22 protein-coding genes are annotated in these 24,418 nt (G+C 69.2%); 9 read left to right on the top strand and 13 right to left on the bottom strand.

All coding sequences use genetic code 11. The features are described from left to right. Positions 1-26: 26 nt before the first annotated feature. The 6 genes from pgl to tkt are packed head-to-tail and all read right to left on the bottom strand — an operon-like array spanning position 27 to position 8,204. Positions 27-818, bottom strand: a complete 792-nt coding sequence (pgl, locus tag OVA17_RS16215) for a 6-phosphogluconolactonase (protein ID WP_267787462.1) — start codon at positions 816-818, stop codon at positions 27-29. After that, the gene (locus OVA17_RS16210; RefSeq protein ID WP_267787461.1) at positions 815-1,762 is read right to left on the bottom strand and encodes a glucose-6-phosphate dehydrogenase assembly protein OpcA; all 948 of its coding nucleotides are present in this window, start codon (positions 1,760-1,762) and stop codon (positions 815-817) included. Before OVA17_RS16210 ends, pgl begins: the two co-directional genes overlap by 4 nt. Beyond that, positions 1,759-3,309, bottom strand: coding sequence for a glucose-6-phosphate dehydrogenase (gene zwf / locus OVA17_RS16205; RefSeq protein WP_210076639.1), 1,551 nt, complete (start codon positions 3,307-3,309; stop codon positions 1,759-1,761). The genes OVA17_RS16210 and zwf overlap by 4 nt, the downstream gene beginning before the upstream one ends. 2 nt (positions 3,310-3,311) lie before the next feature. Next, the gene (locus tag OVA17_RS16200) at positions 3,312-4,937 is read right to left on the bottom strand and encodes a glucose-6-phosphate isomerase (RefSeq protein WP_267787460.1); all 1,626 of its coding nucleotides are present in this window, start codon (positions 4,935-4,937) and stop codon (positions 3,312-3,314) included. Further along, complete coding sequence (gene tal, locus OVA17_RS16195; protein ID WP_267787459.1) at positions 4,934-6,055, bottom strand: transaldolase; 1,122 nt, start codon at positions 6,053-6,055, stop codon at positions 4,934-4,936. Before tal ends, OVA17_RS16200 begins: the two co-directional genes overlap by 4 nt. Before the next feature lie 19 nt (positions 6,056-6,074). Further along, complete coding sequence (gene tkt / locus OVA17_RS16190) at positions 6,075-8,204, bottom strand: transketolase (protein ID WP_267787458.1); 2,130 nt, start codon at positions 8,202-8,204, stop codon at positions 6,075-6,077. Between the two features lie 229 nt (positions 8,205-8,433). Here tkt and OVA17_RS16185 point away from each other — a divergent pair, with 229 nt between their 5' ends. Continuing rightward, complete coding sequence (locus OVA17_RS16185) at positions 8,434-9,360, top strand: heme o synthase (protein ID WP_267787457.1); 927 nt, start codon at positions 8,434-8,436, stop codon at positions 9,358-9,360. Between the two features lie 97 nt (positions 9,361-9,457). Here OVA17_RS16185 and OVA17_RS16180 read toward each other — a convergent pair whose 3' ends face one another. From OVA17_RS16180 to OVA17_RS16170, 3 genes are all read right to left on the bottom strand, one after another. Further along, positions 9,458-10,012 (bottom strand): GNAT family N-acetyltransferase, encoded by a 555-nt coding sequence (locus OVA17_RS16180; protein WP_267787456.1) that lies wholly within the window; start codon positions 10,010-10,012, stop codon positions 9,458-9,460. 85 nt (positions 10,013-10,097) lie between these two features. After that, a complete protein-coding gene (locus tag OVA17_RS16175) occupies positions 10,098-10,589 on the bottom strand; it encodes a dinucleotide-utilizing enzyme (protein ID WP_267787455.1) in 492 nt (163 codons plus the stop codon). A gap of 280 nt (positions 10,590-10,869) precedes the next feature. Further along, positions 10,870-11,856 carry a COX15/CtaA family protein gene (locus OVA17_RS16170; protein ID WP_267787454.1) on the bottom strand — a complete coding sequence of 329 codons (987 nt, stop codon included), beginning with the start codon at positions 11,854-11,856 and terminating at the stop codon, positions 10,870-10,872. A gap of 249 nt (positions 11,857-12,105) precedes the next feature. On the opposite strand from OVA17_RS16170, the gene sufB reads away from it, so the two are divergent. The 7 genes from sufB (at position 12,106) to OVA17_RS16135 (ending at position 18,476) form a co-directional block, all read left to right on the top strand. After that, positions 12,106-13,524, top strand: coding sequence for a Fe-S cluster assembly protein SufB (gene sufB, locus OVA17_RS16165; RefSeq protein ID WP_094734162.1), 1,419 nt, complete (start codon positions 12,106-12,108; stop codon positions 13,522-13,524). Further along, the gene (gene sufD / locus OVA17_RS16160; protein WP_210076624.1) at positions 13,525-14,718 is read left to right on the top strand and encodes a Fe-S cluster assembly protein SufD; all 1,194 of its coding nucleotides are present in this window, start codon (positions 13,525-13,527) and stop codon (positions 14,716-14,718) included. It abuts the gene before it with no gap. Further along, a complete protein-coding gene (locus OVA17_RS16155) occupies positions 14,715-15,044 on the top strand; it encodes a non-heme iron oxygenase ferredoxin subunit (protein WP_115918788.1) in 330 nt (109 codons plus the stop codon). The genes sufD and OVA17_RS16155 overlap by 4 nt, the downstream gene beginning before the upstream one ends. A 41-nt stretch (positions 15,045-15,085) precedes the next feature. Further along, positions 15,086-15,856, top strand: a complete 771-nt coding sequence (gene sufC / locus OVA17_RS16150; RefSeq protein ID WP_056232130.1) for a Fe-S cluster assembly ATPase SufC — start codon at positions 15,086-15,088, stop codon at positions 15,854-15,856. A 9-nt stretch (positions 15,857-15,865) separates the two neighbouring features. Next, positions 15,866-16,195: a metal-sulfur cluster assembly factor gene (locus OVA17_RS16145; RefSeq protein WP_056232125.1), complete on the top strand. Its 330-nt coding sequence runs from the start codon at positions 15,866-15,868 to the stop codon at positions 16,193-16,195. A gap of 118 nt (positions 16,196-16,313) precedes the next feature. After that, the gene (locus OVA17_RS16140) at positions 16,314-17,477 is read left to right on the top strand and encodes a MalY/PatB family protein (RefSeq protein WP_267787453.1); all 1,164 of its coding nucleotides are present in this window, start codon (positions 16,314-16,316) and stop codon (positions 17,475-17,477) included. A gap of 69 nt (positions 17,478-17,546) precedes the next feature. Continuing rightward, positions 17,547-18,476 carry a siderophore-interacting protein gene (locus OVA17_RS16135; protein ID WP_267787452.1) on the top strand — a complete coding sequence of 310 codons (930 nt, stop codon included), beginning with the start codon at positions 17,547-17,549 and terminating at the stop codon, positions 18,474-18,476. Positions 18,477-18,543: 67 nt separating this feature from the next. On the opposite strand, the gene OVA17_RS16130 is transcribed toward OVA17_RS16135, so the two are convergent. The 4 genes from OVA17_RS16130 to OVA17_RS16115 are packed head-to-tail and all read right to left on the bottom strand — an operon-like array spanning position 18,544 to position 22,550. After that, on the bottom strand, positions 18,544-19,371 hold the full coding sequence (locus OVA17_RS16130; protein ID WP_267787451.1) for an ABC transporter ATP-binding protein: 828 nt from the start codon (positions 19,369-19,371) through the stop codon (positions 18,544-18,546). Further along, positions 19,368-20,444 carry a FecCD family ABC transporter permease gene (locus OVA17_RS16125; RefSeq protein ID WP_373458854.1) on the bottom strand — a complete coding sequence of 359 codons (1,077 nt, stop codon included), beginning with the start codon at positions 20,442-20,444 and terminating at the stop codon, positions 19,368-19,370. Before OVA17_RS16125 ends, OVA17_RS16130 begins: the two co-directional genes overlap by 4 nt. Beyond that, positions 20,441-21,487, bottom strand: a complete 1,047-nt coding sequence (locus OVA17_RS16120) for a FecCD family ABC transporter permease (RefSeq protein ID WP_267787450.1) — start codon at positions 21,485-21,487, stop codon at positions 20,441-20,443. Before OVA17_RS16120 ends, OVA17_RS16125 begins: the two co-directional genes overlap by 4 nt. A gap of 25 nt (positions 21,488-21,512) precedes the next feature. Beyond that, entirely contained in the window at positions 21,513-22,550 is a 1,038-nt protein-coding gene (locus tag OVA17_RS16115; protein ID WP_267787449.1) for an iron-siderophore ABC transporter substrate-binding protein, read from the bottom strand. A 264-nt stretch (positions 22,551-22,814) separates the two neighbouring features. On the opposite strand from OVA17_RS16115, the gene OVA17_RS16110 reads away from it, so the two are divergent. Then, the gene (locus OVA17_RS16110) at positions 22,815-24,413 is read left to right on the top strand and encodes an ABC-F family ATP-binding cassette domain-containing protein (protein WP_267787448.1); all 1,599 of its coding nucleotides are present in this window, start codon (positions 22,815-22,817) and stop codon (positions 24,411-24,413) included. The last annotated feature ends 5 nt before the right edge of the window (positions 24,414-24,418 follow it).

The following is a 24,418-nucleotide window of genomic DNA, read 5'->3' as shown; positions in this document are numbered from 1 at the left end:
GGCGGCAGCGCTCGTTCTCGCGAGTCTCAGTACTCGCGGTCGATGAGCTGCGGCGGAACCTGGTCGGCCGCGACCTCGTCGACGAAGAACGCCGTGCGGCGGCGTCCCTTGGCTCCGGCCGCCGGCACGCTCTGATAGCTGGCGCCGGCGAGGGCGAGGCCCAGAGCAGCGGCCTTGTCGGCACCCGCCACGACCATCCACACGCGCTTGGACGAATTGATCACCGGTCGCGTCAGCGACACACGCTCGCTCGGCGGCTTGGGGGAGTTGCGCACCGGCACGGTGGCTCGATCGACCACCGAGATCTCGGGGCGATCCGGAAACAGCGAGGCGATGTGCGCGTCGGGACCGACACCGAGGAAGCAGATGTCGAACGCGGGCCACGGACCGGTTTCGCTGCGATCGGACGGCGCGAATTGCGCCAGCTCGTCGGCGTAGGCGATGGCCGCCGCATCGAGGTCGAGTCCGTCTTCGCTCGAGGCCACGGTGTGGATGTTCTCGGCCGGGATGTCGAGGTGGTCCAGGAACGCCTCGCGCGCCTGCTTCTCGTTGCGATCGTCGGAGTCGCGCGGAACGAACCGCTCGTCGCCGAACCAGAAGTGCACGAGCGACCAGTCGATCTGCCCGATGCGCTCGTCGCGCGCGGCCGTGCGCAGCACCGCTCCGCCCATCGTCCCGCCGGTCAGGCACACGTGCATGCGCTTGCCCTCGGCGACGCGCTTGACGATGCGGTTCACGAAACGGGTGGCGACGTAGGATGCCAGGGTCTCGGCATCCGGCTTGATGATGACCTGTTTGGCCGAGCCGTTGTCGGTCATGACGCGTTCCGCTCGCTCGCTGCGAGCAGAAGGTCGTGCCCCTCGGTGATGACGCGACCGTAGAGCAGGTCGGGGTCGAGGCGGCGGAGCTCCTCGGCGAGGCACTCGCGGAGCGTGCGCCGGGGGAATGCCAGGTCGTGCGTGGGCTGACCCGGCTGGGTCAGCACCGCGACACCGGACTCCGGGCGCTCGAGAAGGGTGTCGCCGCTTGCCCGCGTCAGACGGACCGACTTGATGCCGCTCGACCACTCGTCCGCGGGCAGGTACGCGTAGTCGACGGGGGCTTCGAGCTTCATTCCCAGCCACGCCGCCAGCAGGGCGGTGGAGGGGGAGTCGGCGGCGCCGCGGACCTCGATCGCGGTGACCGGCTCGTAGGGCGGCTGGTCGAGGACCGCGGCCAACTGCTCGCGCCAGCGCGTCACGCGGGTCCATGCGAAGTCGGTGTCGCCGGGGGCGTAGTGCTCGCCGAGGTGCGCGACCCACGCGGCGGGATCCGCCTGAGAGGACGCGTCGGTGATGCGACGCTGGGCGATGCGACCGATCGCGGAATGCGATGGATCGTCGGGAGCGTCGGCCGGCCACCACGCGACGACCGGCGCGTCGGGGAGCAGCAGACCGGTCACGAGACTCTCGGCGTTGGAGCCCGCGGCGCCGTGGGCACGGAGCACCACGACCTCGCTCGCCCCGGCGTCGCCGCCCACGCGGATCTGCGCGTCGAGACGCGGCTCGACATCGCCGTCGCCGAACAGGACGGCGATGACGCGCATCGGGTGCTCGCGCGACGCGTCGTTCGCGGCCTCGATGACCTCTTCTTCGGCACCGTGGTGCGTGACGATGATGAGCGTCAGCACGCGGCCGAGGGCCACGGCGCCGCCCTCTTCGCGCACGCTCACGAGCTTCTTCGAGATGGCGCTGACAGTGGTGTCGGGAAGATCGATGATCACGGGCGTCTCCAGGTGCGGCCGTCGCGGGCGAGGAGTTCGTCGGCGGAAGCCGGACCCCACGAACCGGGCGAATACTGTTCGAGCGGACCGCCCTGGGCGGCCCAGAACTCCTCGATCGGGTCGAGGATCTTCCAGCTGAGCTCCACCTCTTCGTGACGGGGGAACAGCGGCGGGTCTCCGAGCAGCACGTCGAGGATGAGGCGCTCGTAGGCCTCGGGGCTCGCCTCGGTGAAAGCGTGCCCGTAGCCGAAGTCCATCGTGACGTCGCGCACCTGGGTGCCGTCGCCGGGGACCTTCGAGCCGAAACGGATCGTCACACCCTCGTCGGGCTGAACACGGATGACGAGGGCGTTCTGCCCCAGCTCCTGCGTCTGGCTCTGCGAGAACAGCTGCTGCGGCGCGCGCTTGAACACGACGGCAACCTCGGTCACGCGGCGGCCCAGGCGTTTGCCGCTGCGGACGTAGAAGGGCACGCCCGACCAGCGGCGCGTGTTGATCTCGAGCTTGATCGCCGCGTACGTCTCGGTGACCGACTCGGGATTCATGCCGTCTTCCTCGAGGAAGCCGAGCACCTGCTCCCCGCCCTGCCACCCGCCGGCGTACTGACCGCGAGCGGTGGCCTCGGCGAGGTTCTCGGGCACGCGGACCGCGGCGAGCACCTTCTCCTTCTCGGCACGCAGATCCGCGGCGTTGAAGCTGATGGGCTCTTCCATCGCGGTGAGGGCCAGGAGCTGGAGCAGGTGGTTTTGGATGACGTCACGGGCTGCACCGATGCCGTCGTAGTAGCCGGCTCGGCCGCCGACACCGATGTCCTCCGCCATGGTGATCTGCACGTGATCGACGTAGTTGCGATTCCAGATCGGCTCGTACAGCTCGTTGGCGAAACGCAGCGCGAGGATGTTCTGCACCGTCTCTTTGCCGAGGTAGTGGTCGATGCGGAAGATCGAGTCGGCGGGGAAGGCGCTCTCGACGACCTCGTTCAGCTCGCGAGCGGAAGCGAGATCGTGGCCGAACGGCTTCTCGATGACCACGCGACGCCACCCGTTGACGCCGTCGGACTCGTCTCCGACGAGCCCCGATGCCTTGAGCTGGGTGGTCACCAGCGGGAAGGCCTTCGGCGGGATCGAGAGGTAGTAGGCGTGGTTGCCCATCGTGCCGCGCTCGGTGTCGAGCTTGTCGACCGTCGCACGCAGGCGCTGGAAGGCTTCGGGGTCGTCGAACTCGCCCTGGACGAAGCGGATGCCCTCGAGGAGTTCTTTCCACGTCTCCTCGCGGAACTCCGTGCGGGCGTACTTCTTGACCGACTCGTAGACGACTTTCGCGAAGTCCTGGTCCTCCCAGTCGCGGCGTGCGAACCCCACGAGCGCGAAGCCCGGGGGCAACAGCCCGCGGTTGGCGAGGTCGTAGACCGCCGGCATGAGTTTCTTGCGCGAGAGGTCGCCGGTGACGCCGAAGATCACGAGGGCGCTGGGCCCCGCAATTCGGCTCAAGCGACGATCCTCGGGATCGCGCAACGGATTGTGACCCGGAGTGATCTCTACGACCATGCTTACTGTGCCGCCTCGAAGAGTGAGAGGACCTCGACCTGCGGGTCGGTCAGCGTCAGCGTGACGACGGGACGGCCGTGGCCCTCCGCCAACACGCTCGCGTCTCCCGCGGCCTGTGCCTGGATGAGTTGTCCGAACGTGAACGGTCGACCGGGGATTTCGAGGTCGACATCGGTGCGTTCGAGGATCTGCAGGAAGACGCCGGTCGCGGGTCCTCCCTTGTGGTACTGCCCGGTGGAGTGCAGGAACCGCGGTCCCCACCCGAACGTCGTGGGGCGACCGGAATCGGCGGCCACGAGTTCGCGCAGTCCCGCAAGCTGGGCGAGGTCGAGTCGGTTCACGTACGCCTGAACGCTGACGTAGCCGTCCGCGGGTACCGTCTGCCACAGCGCCGCGAGCACACCGGCGACCGTTCCGCTGGCCGCCAGGGCCGGGTCGGAGACGCGCACCTCTACTCCGCCATCGACGAAGGCCGGGGCGGTGGGGGCGGGTTGCGCGTCGAGCAGACCGCGCGTCGCGGTCTTGGCCGACTCGACGTCGGGCTGATCGAAGGGGTCGATCCCGAGCAGCCGACCGGCGATCGCGGTGGCGTACTCCCACACGACGAACTGCGCGCCGAGTGAGCCGCTCACCAGCACCTCGCCGGTGTGGCGCTCGAACAGGTGGAAGGCGTCGGCGTCGTCGACGAAGCGCACGACCTGAAGGTCGTCCGGTCTCGTCTCGAGCTCGGGCGAGACCGGGAGCAGGACGACGGGCAGGATGCCGGTGCCGTTCTTACCCGTCGACTCGGCCACCAGCTGCTCGATCCAGTCGGGGAGGCCGATGATGTGGCTGCCGTCGGTGACCAGTCCGAGCTTGTCGCGGCGCAGGTCGCCGCCTCCGGCGATGGCTGCCGCCAGCACGAGCGCCGGGTTCTCGGGCGAGTCGATCGCGACCTCGAGCAACGTGGCATCCGCCTCGTCGAGGAGATCCTCGATGTCGACGCCCGCGAGGCCCGTGGGGACGAGTCCGAACGCCGTCAGTGCCGAGTAGCGCCCACCCACGGTGGGGTCGGCGGTGAAGACGCGGTAGCCGTCGGCGAGAGCCGACTCCTCCAGCGGGGAGCCGGGGTCGGTGACGACGACGATGCGACCCACCGGGTCGATGCCGAGGTCGCGGAAGGCGGCCTCGAAGGCGCGCTTGGCGGAATCGGTCTCGATCGTGGAGCCCGACTTGCTCGAGACCACCAGCACGGTCTTCTCGAGGCCACCGGACTCGGCATCGCCGTCGATCGCAGCCAGCACCTGGCCCGGAGCGGTCGAGTCGAGGATGACGAGAGGTACGCCCGCTGACTGCGCGATGACCTCGGGGGCGAGCGAGGATCCGCCCATCCCCGCCAGGACGACACGGGTCACGCCCTGCGCGACGAGCTCGTCGCGCAGGGCCGTGATCTCGGGCACGAGCGGGCGCGAGACGGAGACCGCCCGCACCCACCCGAGCCGACGCGAGGCCTCGTCCTCCGCGGCGGCGCCCCACAGGGAGGCGTCGCCCGCGGTGATGCCCGACGCGATGAGCGAGCCCGTCAGGCCCGGCAGCTCCGCGTCGACGACCGACTTGACGTGGCCGGTGACCTTGACGGCGAGAGTCACTGCGCGGCCTGGGCGCTTCCGGCCTGCAGTGCGGTCTTCACGGTGTCCTGCAGCTCGTGCCAGGAGGCGATGAACTTCTCGACGCCCTCGTCCTCGAGCACCTGGGTGGCGTCGGTGACGTCGACGCCTGCCGCGGCGAGGCGGTCGAAGACCTCGTGCGCGTCGGAGTACGCGCCGGTGACGGTGTCGCCGGTGATGACGCCGTGGTCGAACGTGGCCTCGAGCGTCTTCTCGGGCATCGTGTTCACGGTGCCGGGGGCGACGAGCTCGGTCACGTAGAGCGTGTCGGGCAGAGCCGGGTCCTTGACCCCGGTCGAGGCCCACAGCGGACGCTGCACCGTGGCACCGGCATCCAGGAGCTCCTTGGCGCGGGGCTCGGCGAACTTCTTCTCGAAGAGCTCGTAGGCCAGGCGCGCGTTGGCGATGCCGGCCTTGCCCTTGAGGTCGGCGGCCTCGTCGGTGCCGATCGCGGCGAGACGCTTGTCGATCTCGGTGTCGACCCGCGAGACGAAGAACGACGCGACGGACTGCAGGTTCGCGATGTCGTGACCGGCGTCGCGCGCCTTCTCGACGCCCGCGAGGTACGCGTCGATGACCTCTTCGTAGCGCTCGAGGCTGAAGATGAGCGTGACGTTGACCGAGATGCCGGCGCCGATGACCTCGGTGATGGCGGGCAGGCCGGCCTTGGTCGCGGGGATCTTGATGAGGACGTTCTTGCGGTCGACGCGGGCCGAGAGGTCCTTCGCCTGAGCGACGGTGCCCTCGGTGTCGTGCGCGAGGTCGGGGGAGACCTCGATCGAGACGCGACCGTCGACGCCGTTGGTGGCCTCGAAGACCGGGAGGAAGATGTCGCACGCGTCGCGCACGTCGTCGGTGGTGATCGAGAAGATCGCCTCGTCGACGCTGGCGCCCTGGGCTGCGAGCTCTTTGACCTGGCCCTCGTACGCCTCGCCCTTCGACAGCGCACCGGCGAAGATCGTCGGGTTGGTGGTGACGCCCGAGACGTCGCGCTTCTCGATGAGCTCGGCGAGGTTGCCGGACTGGATGCGCTGACGCGACAGGTCGTCGAGCCAGATGCTGACGCCTGCGGCGGAGAGATCTGCGGTGGGAGTGCTCATTGTTCTGGTTCTCCTCTGATTACTTCTGCGTTGCGGACGTCTGTCCGGCTGCCGCTCCCGCGGCAGCAAGCGACTCGCGGGCGGCCTCGACGACGTGCTCCGTCGTGATGCCGAACTTCTGGAAAAGGGTCTTGTAGTCGGCCGACGCACCGAAGTGGTCGATCGCGACCGAGCGACCGGCATCGCCGACGATGCCCGCCCAGCTGAGGGCGGAGCCTGCCTCGACCGACACGCGTGCCTTGACCGACGAGGGCAGCACCGACTCGCGGTACGCCTCGTCCTGCTCGGCGAACCACTCGAGCGAGGGGGCCGACACGACGCGGGCGTGCACACCCTCGGCCGCGAGCGTCTCTCGCGCCTCGACGGCCAGCTGCACCTCGGAGCCGGTCGCGATGAGGATCACGTCGGGCTCGCCGTTCTTGGCCTCGGCCAGGACGTACGCTCCCTTGACCGCGCCTTCGGCGGAGGCGAACTCGTCACCGGATGCCGCGCCCTCGCCGCGGGCGAAGACGGGGATGTTCTGGCGGGTCAGGGCGATACCGGCGGGGCCGGCGGTGCGGCGCAGCATCTCGAGCCAGACCACGCTCGTCTCGTTGGCATCCGCGGGACGCACGAGGGCGAAGTTCGGGATGGCGCGGAGCGTGGCGATCTGCTCGATCGGCTGGTGCGTGGGACCGTCCTCGCCGAGGGCGACGGAGTCGTGCGTCCAGACGAAGATCGTCGGGATGTTCATCAGCGCGGCCAGACGCACCGGCGGGCGCATGTAGTCGCTGAAGATGAGGAACGTGCCGCCGAAGGGACGCGTGGGCCCGTGCAGGACGATGCCGTTGAGGATCGCGCCCATCGCGTGCTCGCGAATGCCGAAGTGCAGCACACGCCCGTAGGCGTCGCCGGACCACTCGTGCGTCGACCACTCGGCGGGGATGAAGGACTTGGCATCCTTGATCGTCGTCAGGTTGGACTCGGCGAGATCGGCCGAACCGCCCCAGAGCTCGGGGAGCTCGGCGGCCAGGGCGTTGATGACCGTGCCGCTGGCGGCGCGGGTCGAGACGTCCTTGCCCGCTTCGAAGGCGGGGAGCGCGTCGGCGATGCCCTCGGGGAGCTCGCGCGCCTGCAGGCGGTCCCACAGCTGCTTGCGCTCGGGGTGGGCCTCGGCCCAGGCGTCGAACTTCTGCTGCCAGGCGGCCTTCTCGGCCTCGCCCCGCTCGACCAGCTTGCGCGTGTGGGCGATGACGTCGTCGTCGACGGCGAAGTGCTGCTCGGGATCGAAACCGAGCACCTCCTTCGTCGCCTTGAGCTCATCGGCGCCGAGGGCGGAGCCGTGGATCTTGCCGGAGTTCTGCTTGCCGGGCGAGGGCCAACCGATGATCGTCTTGAGGATGATGAGCGAGGGCTTGCTCGTCTCGCCCTGGGCGCGCTCGATCGCCGCGTGGAGTTCGGCGACGTCCTCGACGTACTCGCCGGTCTTCTTCCAGTCGACCGTCTGCACGTGCCAGCCGTAGGCCTCGTAGCGCTTCTGGACGTCCTCGGTGAAGGCGACGTTGGTGTCGTCCTCGATCGAGATCTGGTTCGAGTCGTAGATGGCGATGAGGTTGCCGAGCTCCTGATGGCCGGCGAGCGAGGAGGCCTCGCTGGTCACGCCCTCCTGGAGGTCGCCATCACCGGCGATGACGTAGACGTAGTGGTCGAAGGGGCTCTCGCCGGCGGGGGACTCGGGGTCGAACAGACCGCGCTCGTAGCGCGCCGCGTAGGCGAAGCCGACCGAGGAGGCGAGTCCCTGGCCGAGGGGACCCGTGGTGATCTCGACGCCGTCGGTGTGACCGTACTCGGGGTGGCCGGGGGTCAGCGAGCCCCAGGTGCGCAGCGCCTCGAGGTCCTTCTTCTCGAGACCGAAGCCGCCGAGGTACAGCTGCACGTACTGCGTCAGCGAGGAGTGCCCGACCGACAGGATGAAGCGATCGCGACCCGGCCAGTGGGTGTCGGCGGGATCGTGGCGCATGACGCGCTGGTAGAGCAGGTAGGCCGCGGGAGCGAGCGACATCGCGGTTCCGGGGTGGCCGTTGCCCACCTTCTCCACGGCATCCGCCGCGAGAACGCGAGCGGTGTCCACCGCGCGCCGATCGATGTCATCCCATTCGAAGTCCGACAACTGGGTCGCCTTTCTCGATACTGAGCGCCCGGGTTCACTTCCGACGCCGCACTCACCACCGTAGGAGTGGGAGAGGGGTGGGGTGTCGGCGCGGGGCGCGCGTTCTCCGTCAGCATAGCGAGAACGCCGGTGCAGGTCGCGGTGCGTGACGGGGGTCGACAGGCGGCCGGGCGTGTGGTGGGGATGGCATAGAATCGTGAGGGTTCTATTCGCGCTATCCCGGGGGACGATGGACATCTCGACGACGTCGCACGTCATTGCGACGACCGATCGCCGCTCCGTCGGACGCACCCTCCGGGCCTACGTCGCTCTGACCAAGCCCCGCGTCCTCGAGCTTCTGTTGGTGACCACCGTGCCGGTGATGATCCTGGCGCAGGGTGGCCTTCCCAACCTGTGGCTGATCCTCGCCACCGTCATCGGCGGTTCGCTCAGCGCGGGGTCGGCGGCGGCGTTCAACATGTACCTCGATCGCGACATCGACGCCCACATGCAGCGCACGGTCAACCGCCCGCTCGTGACGGGAGAGGTCTCGCCGCGCGGTGCGCTGGTCTTCGCGTGGACGCTCGCGGCGGTCTCGACGATCTGGCTGTGGGCCTTCACCAACGTCCTCGCGGCGGGTCTGTCGGCCGCAGCGATCTTCTTCTACGTCGTGATCTACACGATGATCCTCAAGCGCCGCACCGAGCAGAACATCGTCTGGGGCGGCATCGCGGGGTGCTTCCCGGTGCTCATCGGCTGGTCGGCGGTGACGGGCTCGCTCTCGTGGACGCCGTTCATCCTCTTCGCCCTGGTGTTCCTGTGGACGCCCCCGCACTACTGGCCGCTGTCGATGAAGTACGCCGCCCAGTACGACGAGGTCGACGTACCCATGCTCGGCGCGACGCGCAGTGGTTCGCAGGTCGGCCTGCAGGTCATCCTCTACGCGTGGGCCACCGTCGCGTGCTCGCTGCTGCTCATCCCCGTCGCGCCGATGGGCCTGGTCTACACGGTCTCGGCGCTTGTCTTCGGCGGGTGGTTCATCTACGAGTCGCACCGGCTGTACTCCCGTGCCGTGCGCGGCGGAGAGCCCCGGCCGATGCGCGTGTTCCACGCCTCCATCACCTACCTCACCCTGTTGTTCGTCGCGATCGCGGTCGACCCGCTGCTTCCGTTCTGAGCGGATTCAGAAAGCGCCCGTCCCGTTCTCGGGGCGGGCGCTTTCTCGTTCCGGATGCCGGTTCCCGGGGTGTCCGAGCGAGCCGGCGCGGTGGCGATCAGCGGTCGGCGTGCGTGCGGGGTGCGTCGGCGATGAGGGAGCGGCTCATCTCCACGAGGCCGCCGTCCTCGGGGAGCGAACGGCGCCCGAGGACCCGGAGCTCCTGGGTGCGCCCGGTCGCGACGAACCCGTTTCGGGTGTAGTACTTCCGGGCCGGGGCGGCGCGCTCGGCCACCCAGAGCCGGAGGGTCGTTCCGCGTGTGGCCGCCCAGCTCAGGACCGCGGCGAGCAGGGCGTCGGTGACGCCGTTCTCACGCCCGCGCGCGTCCGGGGTCACATACACGCCCGTGAGGACGGGTTCCGGACCGTGCGCATCGCCGAGCTGCGCGCACATCATCCCGAGCCATCGACCCGTCTCGTCGGCGATGGCGGCCAGGCTCGTCGTGTTTGGTTGTTCGCCGCGACGTGCGCGCATCTTCCAGCCTTCGTCCGGGATGAGCAGCGTCTCTTCGACGGTCGCGGTCCACGACACGGGGTTGTCCGTGGCGTTCTCGATGCGGAACGACCGCACCTCTGGCCAGTCGACCTCCCGGGTCGTGCGCAGTGTGAACATCCCTCCACGGTACGCATTCGACCCGTCCTCCGGAGACGCGAAAAGCGCCCGCCCCCATCGGGAGCGGGCGCTTCGAGGCGCGGGATCAGCGGCGCGTGGCGTCGTCTCCGGCGTCGAGCCGGGGCTCGTCGTGGCGAGCAGCAGCTGCGGCCTGCGGGGGAGCGGTCGCGGTCGACGGCGTCTCGACGTCGGCATCCTCCACCGCGAGGGGCGTGGCGGTCGTGGCGGGCGCGAACGGGGAGACGGGAGCGGAGTCCTCGGCGACGGTCTCGTCGTCGCTGCTCCAGTCGATGGTCTCGATAGCGACGTCGGGACGGTGGGTGAGCGCGGTGGCGGCGGCGAGGGCGAGGACCGCGACGATGCCGATCGCACCCGCGCCGAGGACGGCGGCGCCGACGACGACCCACGACTGGCCGACGTAGACCTGCACGACGGTGGCGTTCGGATCGTTGAGCACCTGCTCCATCGCGTCGATCCCGTTCAGGACGATCGCGAGTCCGCCGGCGATGGCGGCCAGGGATGCGACGACGAGCACCCAGAACGGGATGCTGGTCACCAGGCGGGGACGGGTCTTCATGGGGAGTACTCCTTGTCGTTCCGACAGGGGGGTGTCGGGCGGCGGGTCCCGAAGCGGGGGACGACGGGACGGTGGACACGAAAGTGCCATGTTCGACCATGACCCATGCGCCGGTGTGCTGTGTAGGGGTCGCCGATGAAACGCCTATGAGCGTATAAGGGGGTCCGATCCGCGCCCTGAGGGCATGCGGAGGTGGACATCGCGGTGCCGAGCGGATGCCGGCCGGCGGCGAAGCGGACCGTCGGCGAGAGCGCGTCTCGGCGCAGACCCCGGCCCCGCGTCAGCCGCGGGCGGCCGCCGTCTCGCGTGCGGCATCGTGGCGGCCCGCGGTCGCGGGCTGCTTCAGGCGCAGCACCACGACGGTCATGGTGGCGGCGGTCAGGGCCGCGAGCACCATATGGGTACCGACCGCGAACTCGGGCAGACCGTTGCGTGCCTGGTAGAGACCGACGGCGATCTGAACGAGTTCGACGGCGAGCAGGGCGGTCGCCCAGCGGCGCACCGGCAGGCGCAGACGCCACGCCGCGACGACCACGACGAGCGTCAGCGCGAACAGCGCGTACCCGGGCCACGAGTGCACGTGCTCGAGCACTTCTGCGTCGAACCCGTTGCGTCCGGCGGAGGCGTCACCCGAGTGGGGGCCCGCGCCGGTGGTGAGCACGCCGAAGACGATCGTGAGCGCGAGGACGCCCGTCGTCGCGTGGACCAGGCCGGCGAACCAGCGGGGGACCGCGAGCAGGCGAGGGCCGGCGGGCTGGTTCATCCGCACGAGGAAGGCGGCGCACACCGCCACCAGGGACACCGAGGCGACGTAGTGGAAGCCGACGATAAAGGGGTTGAGGCCGGTGAGCACCGTGATGCCGCCGACGACGGCCTGGGCGACGATCCCGACGAGCACGACGAGCGCGAGCACGAACAGCACGCGGCGCTCGTGCCGCATACGCCAGACGAGCACCACCACGGCGATGGCGAGGATTCCGACCAGCCCGGTCAGCGTCCGGTTGCCGAACTCGATGACACCGTGGATACCCATCTCCTGCGTGTTCACGAGCGAGTCGGGCGTGCACTTGGGCCAGGTCGGGCAGCCGAGGCCCGAGCCGGTGAGGCGCACGGCGCCCCCGGTGCCGATGATGAGCACCTCGGCGACGAACGACAACCAGGCGAAAACGCGCACGCGACGGTCGACGTCGGTGGGGAGCCATCCGATGAGGCGGCGCAGAGCGCCGGAGTCGCGGGTGGAGGCGGTGGGGGACGAGGCGGAGGGCATGCGTACGGCTTCCTGGCGTCGAAGTGCTCCTGGCCGTCGGGAGAGTGGGCCTGCCATGCCGAGAGCGGGTGTTGCCTGTAGAATCAAAGGGTCCGGGTGCAGCGCTCACGCGTTCCGCACCCACGACAGTCTAGGCGCGCAGCCAGCGCCTTCGAGCGGGCCCACCAGCGACCTTCCTGAGACTTCGACCGGAGTCCGGAATGCCGGGGCGGATGACACCGTTGTGGCCCGAGAAGGAGAGTGATCACCATGTCCGATGTACTCATCGACCGACCCGAGCTCGAAAGCCTGGGGCAATACGAGTTCGGCTGGCACGACACCGATGCCGCCGGCGCGATCGCGCAGCGCGGGATCAACGAGGACGTGGTGCGCGGGATCTCCGCCCTCAAGTCCGAGCCCGAGTGGATGCTGAAGACGCGCCTGAAGGGCTACCAGCTCTTCGGCCGCAAGCCCATGCCCACCTGGGGTGCAGACCTGTCGGAGATCGACTTCGACAACATCAAGTACTTCGTGCGCTCGACCGAGAAGCAGGCGCAGACCTGGGAAGACCTTCCGGAAGAGATCCGCAACACCTACGAGAAGCTCGGCATCCCCGAGGCCGAGCGTCAGCGCCTCGTCGCCGGCGTCGCCGCGCAGTACGAGTCCGAGGTGGTCTACCACCAGATCCGCGAGGACCTCGAGCAGCAGGGTGTCATCTTCATGGACACCGACACCGCTCTGCGCGAGCACCCCGAATTCTTCGAAGAGTACTTCGGCACCGTCATCCCCGCCGGAGACAACAAGTTCGCCGCTCTGAACACGGCGGTCTGGTCGGGCGGCTCCTTCGTCTACGTCCCTAAGGGCGTGCACGTCGAGATCCCCCTCCAGGCGTACTTCCGCATCAACACCGAGAACATGGGTCAGTTCGAGCGGACGCTGATCATCGCCGACGAGGACAGCTACGTCCACTACATCGAGGGCTGCACCGCTCCCATCTACAAGAGCGACTCGCTGCACTCGGCCGTGGTCGAGATCATCGTGAAGAAGAACGCCCGCGTTCGCTACACGACGATCCAGAACTGGTCGAACAACGTCTACAACCTCGTCACCAAGCGCGCCATCGCGCACGAGGGCGCGACCATGGAGTGGGTCGACGGCAACATCGGCTCCAAGGTCACGATGAAGTACCCCTCCATCTACCTCATGGGTGAGCACGCCAAGGGCGAGACCCTCTCGGTCGCCTTCGCCGGTCCCGGCCAGCACCAGGACGCCGGCGCGAAGATGATCCACATGGCGCCCTACACGCAGTCGTCGATCGTCTCGAAGTCGATCGCCCGCGGTGGCGGTCGGGCGGGCTACCGCGGTGAGGTCCGAGTGGATGCCAATGCGCACCACTCCGCGAACACGGTGCGTTGCGACGCCCTGCTGGTCGACACGATCTCGCGCAGCGACACCTATCCCGCGATCGACATCCGCGTCGACGACGTGCAGCTCGGCCACGAGGCCACGGTCTCCAAGGTCAGCGAAGAGCAGCTGTTCTACCTGCAGTCGCGCGGTATGCCCGAAGACGAGGCCATGGCCATGATCGTGCGCGGCTTCATCGAGCCGATCGCTCGCGAGCTGCCGATGGAATACGCGCTCGAGCTCAACAAGCTCATCGAGATGGGCATGGAAGGATCCGTAGGCTAAATGACGACTGCGACTCAGACCCCCGCAGCCGCCGCGGAGGGGCATATCGACCCCGCCGCACTCGTGGCATCCGTCGTTCCGGTGCAGACGCGCTCCGAGCGACCGACCTCGTTCGATCCGGCTGACTTCGGCGTGCCCACGGGCCGCGAGGTCAACTGGAAGCTGACGCCCATCGCCCGGCTCGCGCCGCTGTTCGTCGACGAGGCGGGCCCCTCGGGCGTCGTCTCGGTCGAGGTGAGCGCCCCCGCCGCCGTCGAGCAGCTGCGGCTGGCCGCCGGTGAGGCTCCGCGTGGCGAGCACTTCCGTCCGGAAGACCTCACCGCCGCCCTCGCCTGGCAGCACGAGGCCGAGGCGCCGCTGCTGCGTATCCCCGCGAACGTCGAGCTCGACGAGCCCGTCGTCGTTCGCCTGACCGGCACGGGCGGCCTCGCGCACGCCCACGTCGTGATCGAGGCGCAGCCGAACTCGCGCGGCACCGTGGTGCTGCGTCACGAGGGCACCGCGAACCACGCGCAGAACGTCGAGATCATCGTGCGCGACGGCGCCGATCTCACCGTCGTCTCGGTGCAGCGCTGGAACGACGACGCCGTGCACGCGGCATCCCACCAGGCTCGTGTCGACCGCGACGCCAAGCTCACGCACGTCGTGGTGAGCTTCGGCGGCGGCGTCGTGCGCGTGAACCCCTCGGTGGAGCTGTCGGGACCCGGCGCCGAGGGACGCCTGTACGGCCTGTCGTTCGCCGACGCCGGTCAGCACCTCGAGTCGCAGGTCTACCTGCATCACAAGGGACCGCACACGGTCGGCGACGTGCTGTACAAGGGCGCCCTGCAGGGCGAGAGCGCGCGCAGCGTGTGGATCGGCGATGTCCTCATCGGACCGGATGCCACGGGCACCGACTCCTACGAGGCCAACCGCAACCTCGTTCTCACCGACGGTGCTCGCGCCGACTCGATCCCGAACCTCGAGATCGAGACGGGCGACATCCAGGGCGCCGGCCACGCCAGCGCCACGGGGCGTTTCGACGACGAGCAGCTGTTCTACCTGCAGGCTCGCGGCATCGCGGAAGACGAGGCTCGCCGCCTCGTCGTGCTCGGCTTCCTCAGCGAGATCGTGCAGCGCATCGGCATCCCCGAGCTCGAGATCGAGCTCATCGAGGCCATCGAGCACGAGCTGGCCGCGGGAGCCCCGGCGTGAGCGCCTCCCGCGCCTGCGCCCTCAGCGACCTCACGCAAGACGAGGCGCACCGCGTCGAGATCGACGGTGTCGCGATCGCCGTCGTCCTCGACGGCAACGGCGATGTCCACGCGATCGGCGACGTGTGCACGCACGGCGACATCTCGCTCTCCGACGGCTTCGTCGAGGGAGAGACCCTGGAGTGCTGGGCCCACGGCTCGGCGTTCTCGCTGAAGACCGGTCGCCCGCTGAACCTCCCGGCTTACGAGCCGGTTCCCGTGTACGAGGTCGTGATCGACGGAGACGACGTGCTCATCGATCCGTCCGTCACCAAGGCGACGGCCTGAGCCGCGCCCACGACCCCCAGAATTTACGAGTAAGGAACACCATGTCTGTCCTCGAGATCCGCGACCTCCACGTGACGGTCGAGACGGAGAACGGTACGACCCCGATCCTCAACGGCGTGACGCTCACCATGCGCACCGGTGAGACCCACGCGATCATGGGCCCCAACGGCTCGGGCAAGTCGACCCTGGCGTACACGATCGCCGGTCACCCCAAGTACACCGTCACGAGCGGCTCCATCACGCTCGACGGCGAGGACGTCCTCGAGATGAGCGTCGACGAGCGCGCTCGCGCGGGCCTCTTCCTGGCGATGCAGTACCCGGTCGAGATCCCCGGCGTCACCGTCACGAACTTCCTGCGCACCGCCAAGACGGCCATCGACGGCGAGGCCCCGGCGATCCGCTCGTGGACCAAGGACGTCAAGGGCGCCATGGAGAACCTCCGCATGGACCCGAAGTTCGCCTCCCGCAATGTGAACGAGGGCTTCTCGGGCGGCGAGAAGAAGCGTCACGAGATCCTCCAGCTCGAGCTTCTCAAGCCGAAGATCGCCGTGCTCGACGAGACCGACTCGGGTCTCGACGTCGACGCGCTGAAGATCGTGTCCGAGGGTGTGAACCGCGCGAAGGAGCAGACCGATCTCGGTGTGCTGCTCATCACCCACTACACGCGAATCCTGCGCTACATCCGCCCCGACTTCGTGCACGTGGTCGTCAAGGGCCGCATCGTCGAAGAGGGCGGGCCCGAGCTCGCCGACCGACTCGAAGAAGAGGGTTACGACCGCTTCCTCGAGGCCGGTACGCCGATCGACGCGTAGGATCGTTACATGACCGCAACCCTCGCTCCCGAGAAGTACGACGAGGTCACCGAGGCTCTCAAAGACGTCATGGACCCCGAACTGGGGATCAACGTCGTCGACCTCGGCCTCATCTACGATCTCGCGTGGGATGACGAGAACGACGCGCTCGTCATCCACATGACCCTTACCTCGGCCGGCTGCCCGCTGACCGACGTGCTCGAAGAGCAGACGGCCCAGGCCCTCGACAACGTCGTGGAACGCTTCCGCATCAACTGGGTGTGGATGCCGCCGTGGGGCCCCGAACGGATCACCGACGACGGCCGCGACATGATGCGCGCCCTCGGTTTCGCGATCTGAGACCCTCTCATGGACGCCCATCCCTCCGGGGGTGGGCGTTCGTGGTTCCTTGCGCGCCGTGTGTCCTCCTCTGACGCGCCGGATGCTCGGCATCCGGGGCTCTCGTTAGGCTTTTCGCATGAGCGTTCTCCCGTTGCAGGCCCTGCCGCTCGAACTTCTGCGCCAGCGCAGCAGCACGAAATGGCGTTCCTACGACGATGACGTGATCCCGATGTTCGTGGCCGAGACCGATTTTCCGCTCGCGCCGGCCATCACGAACGCTCTGCACCGGGCCGTCGAGATCGGTGACACGGGGTACACCCCGCCGCGACCGGGCATCGATCTCGACTTCGCCGACTTCGCCGAGCGGCAGTGGGGGTGGCGGCCGGATGCGGCGCGCATCCGCTGGACGGGCGACGTGATGATGGGCGTCGTCGAGGTGCTGCGCGCGGTGACCTCGCCCGGCGACCGGGTGGTCGTGACGCCGCCGGTGTATCCGCCGTTCTACGACACCGTCGAGGAGGCGGGGGCCGTGGTCGAGCGCGTCCCGCTGGTGGACGACGGCGAACGGTGGAGTCTGGATCTCGATGGCATCGAGCGGGCGCTGGCCGGGGGCGCGCGTGCCGTGCTGCTGTGCAACCCGCACAACCCGACCGGAACCGTGCACTCGCGTGAGTCGCTCGCGGCCCTCGCGCGTCTGGCCCGGCGTTACGGCGCCAGCGTGGTCAGCGACGAGATCCACGCGCCGCTCACTCACGCCCCGGCGGTGTTCACCCCCTTCCTGGATGCCGGCGACGATGCCGCCGCGGTCGGCTACACCGTGACGAGCGCGAGCAAGACGTACAACCTCGCCGGCCTCAAGTGCGCGGTCATCGTGACGGGGGCGGAGGACACGGCCGCCGTCGTCCGCGGGCTCCCGTGGGAGGTGGAGTGGCGAGCGGGGCTGTTCGGCGTCATCGCAAATCGCGCGGCGTTCTCCGTCGACAGCGACGAGTGGCTCGCGTCGCTGCTCGTGGCCCTGGATTCCAATCGCCGGCTGCTCGCCGACCTGCTCGCCGAGCATCTGCCGCTTGCGCGCTATCGCGTTCCCGAGGCGGGGTTCCTCGCGTGGGTCGACGTCTCGGCGTACGGCTGGGGCGACAACCCCGCTCCGTTCATCCGTCGCGAGGCCCAGGTGGCCCTGCATCACGGGCCGCTCTTCGGTGTCGAGGGCGTGGGGCACGTGCGCATCAACGTCGGGTGCGCGCCCGAGGTGCTGCGCGAGGCGATAGAGCGCATCGGGGGACTCGTCGATCGCGGATAGCCCGGCGGGGTACCTCGTCGTCGAGGCAGCGGCGTGGCATTCGGGACAAGGTAAGGGTATCCTTATCTCGTGATCACTGCCACGCGTCCCGCCTACCGCCCGTACGTCGCCGTGGTGAAGGAAGCGCGGCGACTCTCGCCGCACTTCGTGCGCGTGACGTTCACATCGCCCGACTTCGACGTCTTCGGCACCGACCGTCGCGACCAGCGCGTCAAGCTGGTCCTGCCCGGTCGCGACGGCACCGTCTGCGACATCGGGCAGGAGGACCCGGACGCCATCGCCAACGGCGAGTGGTACATCCGCTGGCGCGACCTTCCCGACGAGCAGCGGATGCCGTTCCGTACCTACACCGTGCGCCGGATCGATCCCGAGGCGCTCGAGCTCGACATCGACTTCGTCGTGCACCACGACGCCGGCCCCGCGGGTTCGTGGGCCGAGGCCGCGACCGTCGGCGACCAGCTCGTGGTCGTCGGGCCCGACGCGCGCAGCCCCGAGTCGGCGCAGGGGATCGACTTCCATCCCGGTACGGCTCGTCGCATCGTGCTGGCCGGCGACGAGACCGCCGCTCCGGCGATCTGCGCTGTGCTTGAGGGTCTCGAGCCGGGTCTCGAGGTCGACGCGTTCATCGAGGTGCCCGATGTCGACGACGCCCTTCCGGTGCGAAGCGGCGATGCGCGCGTCACCTGGCTTCCGCGTGGCGAACGGCCCCATGGCGAGGCGTTGATCGAGGCCATGGAGGCCTGGACCGCGGCATCCGGTGACGTTCTGGCGCGGGCGGCCGCGCCCCGCCCGCAGGTGCTCGAAGACATCGACCTCGACGTCGAGCTGCTGTGGGACAGCCCGGCCGACGCCGAGGGGGAGTTCTACGCCTGGATCGCGGGCGAATCGTCGACGGTGAAGCTGCTGCGCCGCATGCTCGTCTCCGGCTGCGGCGTCGACCGCGGGCGTGTGGCGTTCATGGGGTACTGGCGCGCGGGTCAGGTCGAGCGCACGGCGTAAGCGGCACGTTCCACGCCCCACGAGACAAGCCCCGGCCGAGGCCGGGGCTTGTCTCGTTCTCGGAGCGTCAGGCCGTCTGCGCCTGCTCCGGCTCGGCCACCGTGTGGTGCCGACCGATCGGGATGACCATGGGCCGCCCGGTCAGCGGGTCGGGTACGACGCGGCTGTCGAGGCCGAAGACGCGGCGCACGGTCTCTTCGGTGAGGACCTCGGCGGGGTCTCCGGCGGCGATGACCTCGCCCTGCGCCATGGCCACGAGGTGGTCGGCGTAACGGGCGGCGAGGTTGAGGTCGTGGAGCACCATGGCCACCGTGGTTCCGCGGTCGCGGTTGAGGTCGGCGAGCAGGTCGAGGACGTCGATCTGGTGGCTGATGTCGAGGAACGTCGTCGGCTCGTCGAGGAGCAGGACGTCGGTCTCTTGAGCGAGGGCCATCGCGATCCACACGCGCTGGCGCTGGCCGCCGCTGAGTTCGTCGACGGGGCGGTCGGCGAGGTGCGCGACGTCGGTGGCGTCGAGGGCGCGTGCCACCGCGGCGTCGTCGGCGCTCGTCCAGCGCGACAGCGCGCCCTGGTGGGGGTGGCGGCCGCGGCTGACGAGATCGGACACGGCGATGCCGTCGGGGGCGATCGGCGACTGGGGGAGGAGCCCCAACACTCGCGCGACCTGCTTGGTGGGCTGGCGGTGGATGGACTTGCCGTCGAGCAGCACCTGCCCCGCGGAGGGCGCGAGCAGGCGCGCCATGGCCTTGAGCAGCGTCGACTTGCCGCACGCGTTCGCGCCGACGATGGTCGTGACCTTGCCCGGCGGGATCTCCAGGTCGAGAGAGTGGACGATGGTCCGGTCTCCGTAGCCGAGGGTGACGCCCTCGGCTACCAGGGAGCGCTCGACGGTCATAGCGTGGTTCCTCCGGTTCGGCTGCTGCGAACGAGCAGGTAGATGAGATACGGCGCGCCCAGCACGCCGGTGATGACGCCCACGGGCAGACGCGTTCCGAACGCGTACTGGGCGCAGAAGTCGGCCACGAGCACCAGCAGGGCGCCGAGGAGACCGGCGGGGAGCACGGGAGAGCCGACGGGGCCGAGCAGGCGTACGGCGATGGGGCCCGCCAAGAAGGACACGAAGGCGATGGGACCGGCCGCGGCGGTGCCGAAGGCCAGCAGGCCCACGGCCGCCACGATGAGCAGCAGGCGCGTGCGCTCGACGGGGAGCCCGACGGCGGCGGCGGTGTCGTCGCCCATCCGCAGGATCTCGAGGCGGCCCGACAGAGCGAGCAGGATCGGTCCGAGGATGACGACGGCTCCGGCGACCGGGAGGGCGCGGTCCCACGTGGCGTCGTTGAGGTTTCCGGTGATCCAGCGCATCGCGGCGGGAAGGTCCCACTCGGCGGCGCGAGAGATGACGTAGGACACGACCGCCTGGCACATCGCGGCGACGCCGATGCCGATGAGGATCAGCCGCGCACCGGACCCGCCCTTGCGGTAGGCGAGGAGGTAGATCGACAGGGCGACGGCGAGGGCCGCGGCCATCGCGACGACCGAGACGGCGGTCTCGCCCCACCCCAGCACGACGATGCCGAAGACAGCCGCGGCGCTGGCGCCGGTATTGATGCCGATCACGTCGGGGCTGGCGAGGGCGTTACGCAGCATCGACTGGAAGACGACACCGCCCATGCCGAAGCAGAGTCCCGTGAGAAGGCCGGTCAGCGCGCGGGGAAGGCGCAGTTCGCCGACCGTGAACGAGGCGCCGGCCACCCGTTGTCCGCTCAGCACGCCCCATACCTCGGCGGGGGTGTAGAAGGTCTGGCCGATCATGAGCGACAGGGCGAAGGCGACGACGACCGCGATCGCGAGGACGACCGTGACGAGCGTCCAACGGTGACGGCGACGGCGGCGGCCGGCGACGACGGATGCCAGGGCATCGGGCACGACGCTCGCGGTGGCCACCCGTGGGGAGGTGTGCGTGCTCACAGGGCCCTCATCTTCTGGCGACGAACGAGGGCGATGAAGAAGGGGGCGCCGATCAGCGCGGTCACGATGCCGACCTCGATCTCTTCGGGGCGGGCGATGACGCGCCCCACGATGTCGGACACGGTGAGCAGGATGCCCCCGCCTGCGGCCGAGACGGGGAGCAGCCAGCGATGGTCGACCCCCACGAGCAGGCGGCAGATGTGCGGGACGACGAGACCGACGAAGCCGATCGGACCGGCCACGGCCGTCGCGGCGCCGCACAGGATGACCGCCCCTGCCGAGGCGACGAGGCGCGCCGTGCGGACGCGAGCGCCGAGACCCGCGGCGAGCTCGTCGCCGAGAGCGAGGGTGTTCAGGGCCGACGCGCTCGCGAGGCAGACGAGGAGGCCCACCAGAAGGAAGGGCAGTACCTGCAGGATCGTGTCGGGGGTGGCGCCTCCCACGCCGCCGATCTGCCAGAAGCGGAAGACGTTCATGACGTTGATGCGGGGGAGCAGAATCGCGCTGATCAGCGAGCTGAACGCGACGGCGGTGACGGCTCCGGCGAGAGCCAGGCGCAGGGGCGTGGGTCCGCCTCGACCGAGCGACCCGATCGCGTAGACGAAGACGGCGGCCGCGGCCGCGCCGATCATGCCGGTCCAGATGTAGCCGGATGCCGAGCTGAGGCCGAAGAACGCGATGCCCGAGACGATCGCGAGCGACGCACCGCCGTTGATCCCGAGGATCTGCGGGTCGGCGAGAGGGTTGCGCGTGGCGCCCTGGAGTACGGCCCCGGCCACGGCGAGGGCGGCACCGACGAGCATGGCGAGGATGGTGCGCGGGACGCGCTTGCCGACCGCGGCGGCCGACGCGGTGTCGGTCGAGCCGGTGAGGCCGGCCCAGATGTCGGCGGGTGCGACGTCACGGGCTCCGAACGTCACGGAGAGCACGGCGACGACGGCCAGGGCCGCGGCGAACAGGACGACCCAGAGCACGCGTCGCCGCCCCCGTCGACGCGGATCTGCGTCGACGGGGGCGGTCGATGCCGGGGCGAGACGAGTCATCGCGCCGGTGCGGGGGAGAACGCGATCACTTGCCGGCCTTGTCGGCCGCCGCGCCCACGAGGCCGATGAAGTCGTCGCCGTACGAGGTGCCGATCGACAGCGGGCTGGGGTTGCCCGCCGCGGCGATCGAGGTGTTGTCGGTGAGCAGCGCGACGGCACCGCTCTTGATGGCGGGGATGCGCGACCACAGCGGGTCGGCCTGCAACTGGGTCAGGAGCGCCGGGGTTCCGTAACCGACGATGACGTCGACGTCGGCGAAGGACTCGATGTTCTCGGTGCTCTGCGTGAACCAGAACGTCTCGCTGTCCTTGCTCGCGGTCTCGACGGCCGACGAGGGGGTCATACCGAGCTCGGAGAGGTACAGCGCGCGGGGGTCCTTGAGCGAGTAGAAGCCGACGGTGCTCAGGTCGGTCGGGTCGAGCGAGGTGAACAGCGTCTTCTTGCCGGCGAGGGCGGGGTACTTCGCCGACTCGTCGGTCACGTGCTTCTCGAGGTCGCCGATCAGCTGCTCCGCCTGCTCTTCGCGGCCGAGGGCTTTGGCATCCGCCAGCGTCATCTGCTGCCAAGAGGTGCCCCACGCGATCTCGGGGAACGCCACGACGGGGGCGATCTTGCTCAGCGTGTCGTACTGCTCCTGCGTCATGCCGGAGTAGGCGCCGAGGATCACGTCGGGCTTGGCGTCGGCGATCGCCTCGTAGTCGAAACCGTCGGTCTCATCCATGAGCGTGGGTGTCTGCGCGCCGAGCTCGTCGAGCTTGTCCTTGACCCAAGGCAGCAGGCCGTCGCCGTCTTCGTCGCCCCAGGTGACCTTGGGCATGGCGACCGGGACGACGCCGAGGGCGAGCGCCGCCTCCTGGTTGCCCCAGCTGACGGTGACGACGCGCTGCGGCTCCGCCTCGATCGTGGTCTCGCCGAAGGCGTGGTCGATCGTGACGGGGAAGGAACCCGATGCCGACGTCGACATACCTTCCTGTGCGCCCGGCGCGGCTGAGGTACCGGCGCAGCCGGTGAGGACGAGGGCGGTACCGACGGCGAGGGCCGCCAGAGCGCGGAATCGGGACACGAAGAGCCTCCTGCGTATTAAGTAAGGATAGGCTTAGGTTAGTTCAGGGATCGGGTGAGAACGCAAACTCAGAGGGTGATGGACCGGGGGATTCGTCTCGGTATCGAGGTAACCTCGGCCGCCGTTCCGACGTGTCCGCTGCGCCACGTCGGTAACCCGTCCACGACGAGATAGCGGGCTGTCGGCGGGCATGCAGGGGTGCGTCTTATACTGGGTGGCTGGCCATGTCGGCCACTCCCCATCCCCGAAGAACGGACGTTCGCTGTGCTCGCCGTGCACGACCTCGAGATCCGCGTGGGTGCCCGCGTGCTCATGTCCGACGTGGCGTTCCGCGTCTCCGACGGCGACAAGATCGGCCTCGTCGGGCGTAATGGCGCCGGCAAGACGACGCTGACCAAGGTGCTCGCCGGAGACCTGCTGCCCGCCAACGGCGGCGTCGACCGCTCGGGTGAACTCGGTTACCTGCCGCAGGACCCGCGCTCGGGCGACCCCGAGATGCTGGCGCGCACCCGCATCCTCGACGCCCGCGGCCTGGGCTCGCTCGCCCTGGGCATGCACGAGGCGTCGATGGCGATGGGTGACGACGACCCCGCCGTCGCCGCGAAGGCCATGAAGAAGTACGCGAACTTCACCGAGCGCTTCGAGGCGGCCGGCGGATACGCGGCCGAGGCCGAGGCGGCATCCATCGCCCACAACCTCTCGCTTCCCGACCGCATCCTCGATCAGCCGCTGAAGACCCTCTCGGGTGGTCAGCGTCGCCGCATCGAGCTCGCGCGCATCCTCTTCTCCGACGCGCAGACGATGATCCTCGACGAGCCGACCAACCACCTCGACGCCGACAGCGTCGTGTGGCTGCGCGAATTCCTCAAGGGCTACAAGGGCGGGCTCATCGTGATCTCGCACGACGTCGAGCTCGTCGGCGAGACCGTCAACCGTGTCTTCTACCTGGATGCCAATCGCCAGGTCATCGACGTCTACAACATGAACTGGAAGAACTACCTGCGCCAGCGGGTGGCCGACGAGGAGCGTCGCAAGAAGGAGCGCGTCAACGTCGAGAAGAAGGCCACGGCGCTGCAGCTGCAGGCCGCACGCTTCGGCGCCAAGGCCTCGAAGGCCGCAGCCGCGCACCAGATGGTCGCGCGCGCCGAGAAGATGCTCTCGGGCCTCGACGAGGTGCGTGCCGAAGAGCGCGTCGCGAAGCTGCGGTTCCCCAAGCCCGCGCCCTGCGGCAAGACGCCGCTCATGGCCTCGGGCCTGTCGAAGTCGTACGGTTCGCTCGAGATCTTCACCGACGTCGACCTCGCTATCGATCGCGGCTCGCGCGTGGTCGTCCTGGGGCTGAACGGTGCGGGAAAGACCACGCTGCTGCGTATTCTCGCCGGAGTCGACCAGCCCGACACCGGTCAGCTCGAGCCCGGGCACGGCCTGAAGATCGGCTACTACGCCCAGGAGCACGAGAATCTCGACGTGAACCGCTCGGTGCTCGAGAACATGATGTCGTCGGCCCCGCACATCACCGCGACCGAGGCCCGCAAGGTGCTGGGATCGTTCCTTTTCGTCGGCGAGGACGTATTGAAGCCCGCCGGGGTCCTCTCGGGTGGCGAGAAGACGCGCCTGTCGCTCGCCACGCTCGTCGTCTCGTCGGCCAACATGCTGTTGCTCGACGAGCCCACGAACAACCTCGACCCCGCCTCGCGCGAGGAGATCCTCGGCGCGCTGTCGCACTACGAGGGCGCCGTCGTGCTCGTCTCGCACGACGAGGGCGCCGTCGAGGCGCTGAACCCCGAGCGCGTGCTGATCCTGCCCGACGGGGTCGAGGACATCTGGGGTCGCGACTACGCGGATCTGATCACACTGGCGTAGCGGGT

It is taken from the genome of Microbacterium sp. SL75 (assembly GCF_026625865.1).
Taxonomy (GTDB): Bacteria; Actinomycetota; Actinomycetes; order Actinomycetales; family Microbacteriaceae; genus Microbacterium.
This window is presented reverse-complemented; position numbering and strand designations above follow the sequence as displayed.

What these genes read in the sequence shown, in the direction of transcription:
- OVA17_RS16175 (WP_267787455.1), bottom strand. Translation starts at nt 10,589, where the DNA reads ATGAAGACCCGTCCCCGCCTGGTGACCAGCATCCCGTTCTGGGTGCTC.
- OVA17_RS16145 (WP_056232125.1), top strand. Translation starts at nt 15,866, where the DNA reads ATGACCGCAACCCTCGCTCCCGAGAAGTACGACGAGGTCACCGAGGCT.
- zwf (WP_210076639.1), bottom strand. Translation starts at nt 3,309, where the DNA reads ATGGTCGTAGAGATCACTCCGGGTCACAATCCGTTGCGCGATCCCGAG.
- OVA17_RS16140 (WP_267787453.1), top strand. Translation starts at nt 16,314, where the DNA reads ATGAGCGTTCTCCCGTTGCAGGCCCTGCCGCTCGAACTTCTGCGCCAG.
- OVA17_RS16185 (WP_267787457.1), top strand. Translation starts at nt 8,434, where the DNA reads ATGGACATCTCGACGACGTCGCACGTCATTGCGACGACCGATCGCCGC.
- sufC (WP_056232130.1), top strand. Translation starts at nt 15,086, where the DNA reads ATGTCTGTCCTCGAGATCCGCGACCTCCACGTGACGGTCGAGACGGAG.
- OVA17_RS16180 (WP_267787456.1), bottom strand. Translation starts at nt 10,012, where the DNA reads ATGTTCACACTGCGCACGACCCGGGAGGTCGACTGGCCAGAGGTGCGG.
- OVA17_RS16130 (WP_267787451.1), bottom strand. Translation starts at nt 19,371, where the DNA reads ATGACCGTCGAGCGCTCCCTGGTAGCCGAGGGCGTCACCCTCGGCTAC.
- tal (WP_267787459.1), bottom strand. Translation starts at nt 6,055, where the DNA reads ATGAGCACTCCCACCGCAGATCTCTCCGCCGCAGGCGTCAGCATCTGG.
- sufD (WP_210076624.1), top strand. Translation starts at nt 13,525, where the DNA reads ATGACGACTGCGACTCAGACCCCCGCAGCCGCCGCGGAGGGGCATATC.
- pgl (WP_267787462.1), bottom strand. Translation starts at nt 818, where the DNA reads ATGACCGACAACGGCTCGGCCAAACAGGTCATCATCAAGCCGGATGCC.
- OVA17_RS16170 (WP_267787454.1), bottom strand. Translation starts at nt 11,856, where the DNA reads ATGCCCTCCGCCTCGTCCCCCACCGCCTCCACCCGCGACTCCGGCGCT.
- OVA17_RS16120 (WP_267787450.1), bottom strand. Translation starts at nt 21,487, where the DNA reads ATGACTCGTCTCGCCCCGGCATCGACCGCCCCCGTCGACGCAGATCCG.
- sufB (WP_094734162.1), top strand. Translation starts at nt 12,106, where the DNA reads ATGTCCGATGTACTCATCGACCGACCCGAGCTCGAAAGCCTGGGGCAA.